Below are 6,986 nucleotides of genomic sequence, written 5' to 3' on the forward strand. Positions count from 1 at the left end.
GAGAAATCTGTTTCACGCCTGCGGAGGCTCCGGGGAACCGGAAGCGGCCGGAGCGGATGTTGCTGCCGTGCGCTGGGAAAGCAGATATTTGTGCAGCGTTCGGAGCAGCTCAGTCCGATTTATCGGCTTGGTCAGGTAGCCGTCGCAGCCGGCCTGGAGACATTTGCTCTCATCACTCTTCAGGGCGCTGGCCGTCAGGGCGATAATCGGCACCACGCAGCCCTGCTCCCGCAGGAGCCGTGTGGCGTCATAGCCGTTCATTTCGGGCATATGCATATCCATCAGAATCAGGTCATACGAACCGTTCAGGGCCTCTTCGACCACCCGTCGGCCGTTGTCGGCAATTGTTACCTCCAGTCCGTACTTTTCAAGCAGCTTGCAGATGAGAATCTGACTGGCGGCGGCATCTTCCGCCACCAAAACATGACCCCAAAAACGAATCGGCTCCGACTCAACCGGCTTGGTCTCCGGAAGCCCTTCCCGAAACAAGTCTTCGCCGAATGTCGCCGTTGAATTCGGAGGTGTTTGCGCCGGAAGACACACCCGAAAGACAGACCCCTGTCCGACCCGGCTCTCCACACTCAGGCTGCCCCCCATCAATTCCGTCAACCGGCGGGTAATCGTCAGCCCCAGCCCTGTCCCGCCGTAGTGACGCGTCGTACTCTCCTCCGCCTGCACAAAGGGCTCAAAGATCTTCTCCAGACGCTCGGGGGAAATCCCAATGCCGGTGTCCTCCACGGCAAAGCAGACAAACGGCTGATTTCCTTCGGTTTGAACGGACACGCGCAGATATACATGCCCGGTACTGGTAAACTTCACGGCATTGCCCAGCAGATTAATCAGACACTGACGCAGCCGAAGAGGATCGGTCAGGATTTCCGTCGGAATCGGCCCCTGCGGCAGAATTCGAAACTCCAGATGCTTTTTCAGAGCCGCCGGTTCCATCATCGCCTTAACGCTCAAGAGCAAATCCGGCAGAACACACGGAATCTTCTCCACCGTCAGCCGGCCGGCTTCAATCTTGGAAAAATCGAGAATATCGTTGATCAGCGCCAGCAGATTCTTTCCGCTGTCCACAATCAGCTGCAGAAAATGCCGCTGCGAGGCATCCAGATGTGTTTCGCAGAGCAGTTCGGCGAACCCGAGGATGGCGTTCATCGGCGTGCGGATTTCATGGCTCATATTGGCCAAAAAGGAGCTTTTGGCCTGACTGGCCTGTTCAGCCCGGCTCGCCCATTCCTCCGCCTTTTTCTTTTCCTCGGCCAGCTCGGCGGTCCGCAGAACCACCAGCTGCTCCGTCCGAATGTTGCGCTTGTGCAAATCCCACAAATACAGCGTCAGCAACGAAGACAAAAACAGCCCGCCCGAAAGAATCATCCACGGCACCTGAAGAAGAAAGCCGACCTGATAATTAGCCCTCGGCTGACAATAAAGCCGCCAGAGATGATCGCCGCAGGGAATCGTGTCTGAATAGGAGAAGTTGGCAATGTTGATGCCGAAGGAATCAAACCAGTGCGCCGGCTGCAGCGGTCGGCGAATCCCGTGAATCCAGACAGGTTCCAAACCAAAGGTGCAGTCCTGAAGGGCACAGGTTAACCCGTCATTGGCCGTACGCCGAGCGCTTAAGAAACGGCCGACTTCCATCAGGCCCACCAGACAGCCGCGCTCTGAAGGGGAGCCTGCCGTGCCCTGGGTCTGAATCGGAATACAGACGGCGATTCGGAAAGGCCCCGGACGTCCGGTTTCCAGATCCGGATAGTCCACGGCGGGTTTGCTGCTGTTTTGCGCCCGACGAAGAACCTGCGGGTTCGGCTGCACGAAGAAATCCTGCTCCTGAGCAGGCCTTACAGACGGCTCTCCAAAGCGGAGACGGTATCCCTCTGGAGACCGCCCCGCCGCTTCCGACCTGTTCGGCTCTATCCAGCTGATAGAAAGAAGAACCGGCGAGTTGGCAAGCATCGGCTGGGTGAAATCCCGGAATTCCTGTGCCGTCACTTCCTCCGAACATTCAATAAAACGCTCCAGAGAGCCGAGGTCAAAAAACACACCGTCAATCACTTTGTGAAATTCATTGGCCGCCGATTCGGCCCTCCTCGAGAAATCCCGGACGGCCGCCCGCTCCACCGATGCCAGCGAACCGAAAAACAAAAAGACGGAAAAAACCAAACCCGCCAGGCCGGTCAGCCAGATTCCCGGCTCCTGCCAGAACATCGAAAGATTCAACGGCTCAGATTGTCTTGACGATTCCGCAGTCACAGACCTTGCCTTCTCTTCAGGATTTCGCAGGAGACTCGGGCGGTCCTGCTTCCGCGGCGGTGACGACAGGCAGTTCAGCTTTTCCGGAGGTCCCCAGATACCGGCGGAGAATCTGGGTCAGCTTCTTCCGGTCGATGGGCTTGCTCAGATAGGCATCGCAGCCCGCCTGAAGACACTTTTCCTCATCCCCTTTCATCGCATTGGCGGTCACCGCCACAATCGGCGTCATACACCCTTCCGAACGAAGGGTCTGTGTGGCGTCATATCCGTTCATCCGCGGCATCTGCATATCCATCAAAATCACATCATATTTCTGCCGGCGAGCCTCCTGAACCCCTTCCAGTCCGTCATTGGCCAGCGTAACCTCCAGACCCAGTTTCTTCAGCAGCATCGAGATGAGAATCTGGTTGGACGGGTTATCCTCCACCACCAGAACCTGACCGGACAGACGCTCTTCCTCACCGGCAGGCAGAGCCGGCACGGAACAGGGGGCATCATACTTATTCCACAGGGGGCCTTCCTTGGAGGAAGGCGTAAGCGGCAAAAACAGCGTAAACACCGAGCCGACCCCCGGCGTGCTGGTCAGCCGCAGACGGCCGCCAAGCATCGAAACCAGATGACGCGTGATAGCCAGCCCCAGACCCGCTCCCTTTCCGGCGTGGGAGGAATGCTTTTCCACCTGGACATACGCATCAAAAATTGACGAATGCAGCTCCGGCGGAATCCCAATGCCCGTATCCTCCACAGCAAACTGTATCCAGGAGGCATTGTCCTCCTCCAGCCGGGACACATTCAGATACACATGGCCCTTCTCCGTATATTTAACGGCATTGCTGAGCAGATTCAGCAGACACTGCCGCAGCCGGATGGGGTCGGTCTGAATTTTTTCCGGCAGTTCCTGACACTGGAGAATCTGAAAATCCAGATTTTTCCGGCTGGCCTGCGGACGCATCAGAGAATCCAAATCCTCCAGCAGACCCGGCAGATGGCAGTCGGTAATCTCCACCTTCATCCTGCCCGCTTCGATTTTGGAAAAATCAATAATGTCATTCAGCAGCGACAGAAGGTTAGACGCGCTGTTCTGAATGACCTTGACATAATTCATCTGTTCCTCGCCCAGCGGCTCCTGCGCCAGCAGGTCCACAAAACCGAGAATGGCGTTCATCGGCGTGCGGATTTCACGGCTCATGCTGGCCAGAAAGTTGCTCTTGGCATGATTGGCGGATACGGCCGAGCGGGCCTCCTGACGGGCCTGCCGCTCCGACTGACGGTAGGAACGGTTCAGCAAAACCAGAGAAATCTGGTCGGCCAGTTCAGCAGCGAACCGGATTTCCAGGTCATTCCAGAGCCGACGGGTTTCCACGCTTTCCGAACAGAACACACCGATAAACTTTCCGGAAAATCGAACGGTGGCATCCAGCAGGGAAACCACGCCCAGCGGACGAAGATAAGTGCCCAGCAAATCCTGCGTTCGCGGGTCTCTCCAGGCATCATCCGCATCAATGACTCGTCCGGACTGCAGGGCCCTCAGGTAATCCGGACATGTTTCGCCCTTAACAATAAAACCGCTGCTGTGTTCGCCTGTCTGGGCATCATAGAGGTCCTGACAGCGGAGGTGATTTTCCCGCTCCTCATACAGCCAGAAGCTGCATCGCCGGACCTTCAGGAGCCGCGCTCCGGCCTCCGTCAGATACCGGGCTACGGCTTCCACATCCCCATTGATAAACGCCGGCATCGTGGCCAGCTGCAGCAGGGCCTGCTGCTGGGCCTGAACGGTTTCCGCCTCCTGAATCCGCATCTGCTCTTCCTGTTTCCGCCTGGTCAGGTCGCGGGCAAATGCACAATGATATTCTTTGCCTTCACATTCGAAGTGCGTCAGAGCGATTTCCACCGGAAAACATGTGCCGTCCTTGCGCCGGTGTTCCGTTTCAATCAGCATTTGTTTCTGCCGGCGGACGGTATCCCAGTGCTTCGGCCAGATCTCCGACGGAAAATGAGGGTCAATCTGGGAAATCTTCATCCCCAGAAGTTCCGCCCGGCTGTAGCCGAGCCAGCGGCAGGCCACTTCGTTGACATCCGCAAGTCTGCCGTCCGGTTCAACCAGATAGACCGCCTCACCGGCATGGTCCACAATAAACTGACGCAGCATCAGGTCTTTTTCGGCCTGGCGGCGGCGCTGGATTTCCTGCTGGCGCCGGTCCCGAATCTCCTCAAGGACCCGATTCTGACGGGTCAGCGTTTCTTCAAGCGTCTGATAGGACGGACGGATTTTCTCCAGAAGGTTATTGATGCCGCGGGCCAGAGCGGCCGCTTCATCCGTCCCCTCAAACCCGATGGGGGTCAGATTCAGACGGCCTTTCGAATCCACAATCCCCTGCAGACCCGCCGACAGGTCTTCCAGACGCTGTTTCAGACGCCGCTGGCGGGCCATAAACAAAAAACAAATCACCAGGCCGAATTCCACCAGTAGAAACAGGAGGGCCTGGAGCAGAATATTCAGATGAATGTCTTCGCCGAATTCCTTCAGCAGTGCGGCCGTGTGCGGAGAGCCGGACTGCGCCTGCCGGATTGTCAGGTACCGAAGCATCTGAATATTGGCATTCCAGATGCCGCAGATTCCCACAATACTAATCAGCAAAATCACTGCGGCCGCAAACCAAAACATCCTCCCCGGCATTCGGCCGGACAGCCGATTTTTAAGATTCCATTTCGCCATTTGCAACTTTCCTTCGTCGGACCTGCTTTCCGGCAGGCGGATTCTTCCGTCTTGGTTCGGCGGGCTGTTTTTATTTCGGAGGGTTTTCTACCCGGATTCAGCAGGGTTTTTTGCGCCTTCACACCCCTTTTAAGAAAAAAAAACGCCCTCAAACAGTCCGATAACCTTCGGGAAAACGTCTGTAAAAAAGGGGTTTGAAAGAAACACACGCCGACAAGAGCGGCATCTTCAGGAAAAATACGGAGCCCAAAAATATTTTCGGCCGGAAAAAAGGTCTGATAATCCGTCCGCCGAAGAGTACCCCCTAAGGAGTCTGAGCCGGCCTGTTTTTCCAGAATTCCACCAGAACCGCCGCCGAGATAATGCAGACAAACACAAAGAAGGCCGTCGGCACCGCCGCCTGCGGACCGAACTGATTCAGCGCCAGCGCCGTGCCCAGTCCGGCGTTCTGCATCCCGATTTCGATGCACAGCGTCCGCCGCTGCGCCGCAGGCAGCCCGAACAGCCGCCCCGTCTGATAGCCGCTCGTCAGGCCCCACAGATTCAGCAAACACACCGCCGCCAGCGCCGGACCGGTCACCTGCAGCAGACGCTGATGATTGTTGGCAATCACATACGAACAAATGAAAATGATAAATGTCACTGAAAGGGCCGGAAAGACCTCTTTGATTTTCTCCACAAACGCCCCGAAAAAAGACCGCACGGCAAATCCGGCCGCCAGCGGCACCACCACCATCCAGACAATATCCAGCACCATCGCCCAAAAAGACACCGGCAGAATCGCCCCCGCCAGCCATTTCGTCAGTGCCGGCGTCACCACCGGACACAGCAGCGTCGAAACCGTCGTCAGCGAGACCGAATACGCCGTATCAGCTCCGGCAATATAACTGATGACGTTGCTGGACATCGCCCCGGGCGCACAGCCGGCGATAATCAGTCCGACCGCCAGTTCCGGCGGCAGCCGAAGAAGCCTGGCCAGCGCAAACGACCCCAGCGGCATCAAGGTAAACTGGGCAATTGTGCCCAGCAGCACCAGCCCCGGGCGGGCGGCAATCCGGCGAAAATCCGACGGCTCCAGAACCGCCCCGATCCCGAACATCGTGAGGCCGAAAAAGAGCATGTTGTACCGCTTGTCAATCTGCAGCGGCTGCGGGAAAAAATACGCCAGCACCCCGAACAGAACCACCCACACCGCAAACAAGCGGGTATAAACCCCCACAATTTTGTGCATCCATCCGCTCATCAGACCCCGAATATCCTACCGCCGCAAAGGGGCTCTGTCCAGCGGATGAAAACGAGGTGTTAACCACAGATTGAACAAAAAAGAGATTTTTTAACCACGGATTACACGGATTTCACAGATTCAAAAAAAGCAGACGAATTTACAAAGATAACCGATGACTGATAACTGGCGACTGGATGCTGTCCGCCGTCAGATAGCCCCGCGCGCAAGGGCGAGGAGAAAGAGCAGGAAGGCGGCGTGCCTTTTCTTTCCCCGGGCTTGCGCCCGCGGCTATTTTTCTCGCACAGATTCTCCGCCATTTGACAAAAGAGATTTTGGCCTGCACTTGTCATTCCCGCCGCAGATTCCTGTCATTCCCGCACAGGCGGGAATCCAGCCTTATCTTTTTTATCCTTCCTGCGCCTTGCCCACCGAAGCTTCCAGCAAACGGAGAAATCCGAAACAATTAACCATAGATTGCGCAGATTTCACAGATTCAAAAAAAACAAACGAATTTACAGGATAACTGTCCACTGATGACTGATAACTGGCGACTGGATGCTGGGCACTGGCGTCTGGATGCTGTCCGCCGGCCAGGTTTCAATCCCTTATTCATCAGGGGAAAAATGCAAGGTCTCCGAGTTCCGCTTCGTCATGTTCAGGAGGATAACACGAACAGTTTCAATCCCTTATTCATCAGGGGAAAAATGCAAGAAAAAGAAATTATGAAAGCAGGAGAACGTGTATGATTTTGGAGTTTCAATCCCTTATTCATCAGGGGAAAAATGCAAG

General features: G+C 56.0%; 4 protein-coding genes. 1 reads left to right on the top strand and 3 read right to left on the bottom strand.

Annotation, left to right across the window (positions count from 1 at the left end; genetic code table 11):
* Nucleotides 1-12: 12 nt before the first annotated feature.
* From PKY88_11295 to PKY88_11305, 3 genes are all read right to left on the bottom strand, one after another.
* Complete coding sequence (locus PKY88_11295; GenBank protein HOQ05787.1) at nucleotides 13-2,256, bottom strand: ATP-binding protein; 2,244 nt, start codon at nucleotides 2,254-2,256, stop codon at nucleotides 13-15.
* 16 nt (nucleotides 2,257-2,272) lie between these two features.
* Nucleotides 2,273-4,972, bottom strand: coding sequence for a response regulator (locus PKY88_11300; protein HOQ05788.1), 2,700 nt, complete (start codon nucleotides 4,970-4,972; stop codon nucleotides 2,273-2,275).
* A gap of 304 nt (nucleotides 4,973-5,276) precedes the next feature.
* Nucleotides 5,277-6,215, bottom strand: coding sequence for a bile acid:sodium symporter family protein (locus PKY88_11305; protein HOQ05789.1), 939 nt, complete (start codon nucleotides 6,213-6,215; stop codon nucleotides 5,277-5,279).
* Nucleotides 6,216-6,369: 154 nt separating this feature from the next.
* On the opposite strand from PKY88_11305, the gene PKY88_11310 reads away from it, so the two are divergent.
* Nucleotides 6,370-6,720 carry a hypothetical protein gene (locus PKY88_11310; GenBank protein ID HOQ05790.1) on the top strand — a complete coding sequence of 117 codons (351 nt, stop codon included), beginning with the start codon at nucleotides 6,370-6,372 and terminating at the stop codon, nucleotides 6,718-6,720.
* The last annotated feature ends 266 nt before the right edge of the window (nucleotides 6,721-6,986 follow it).

Source organism: Anaerohalosphaeraceae bacterium (assembly GCA_035378985.1).
In the GTDB taxonomy this organism is placed as follows: domain Bacteria; phylum Planctomycetota; class Phycisphaerae; order Sedimentisphaerales; family Anaerohalosphaeraceae; genus JAHDQI01.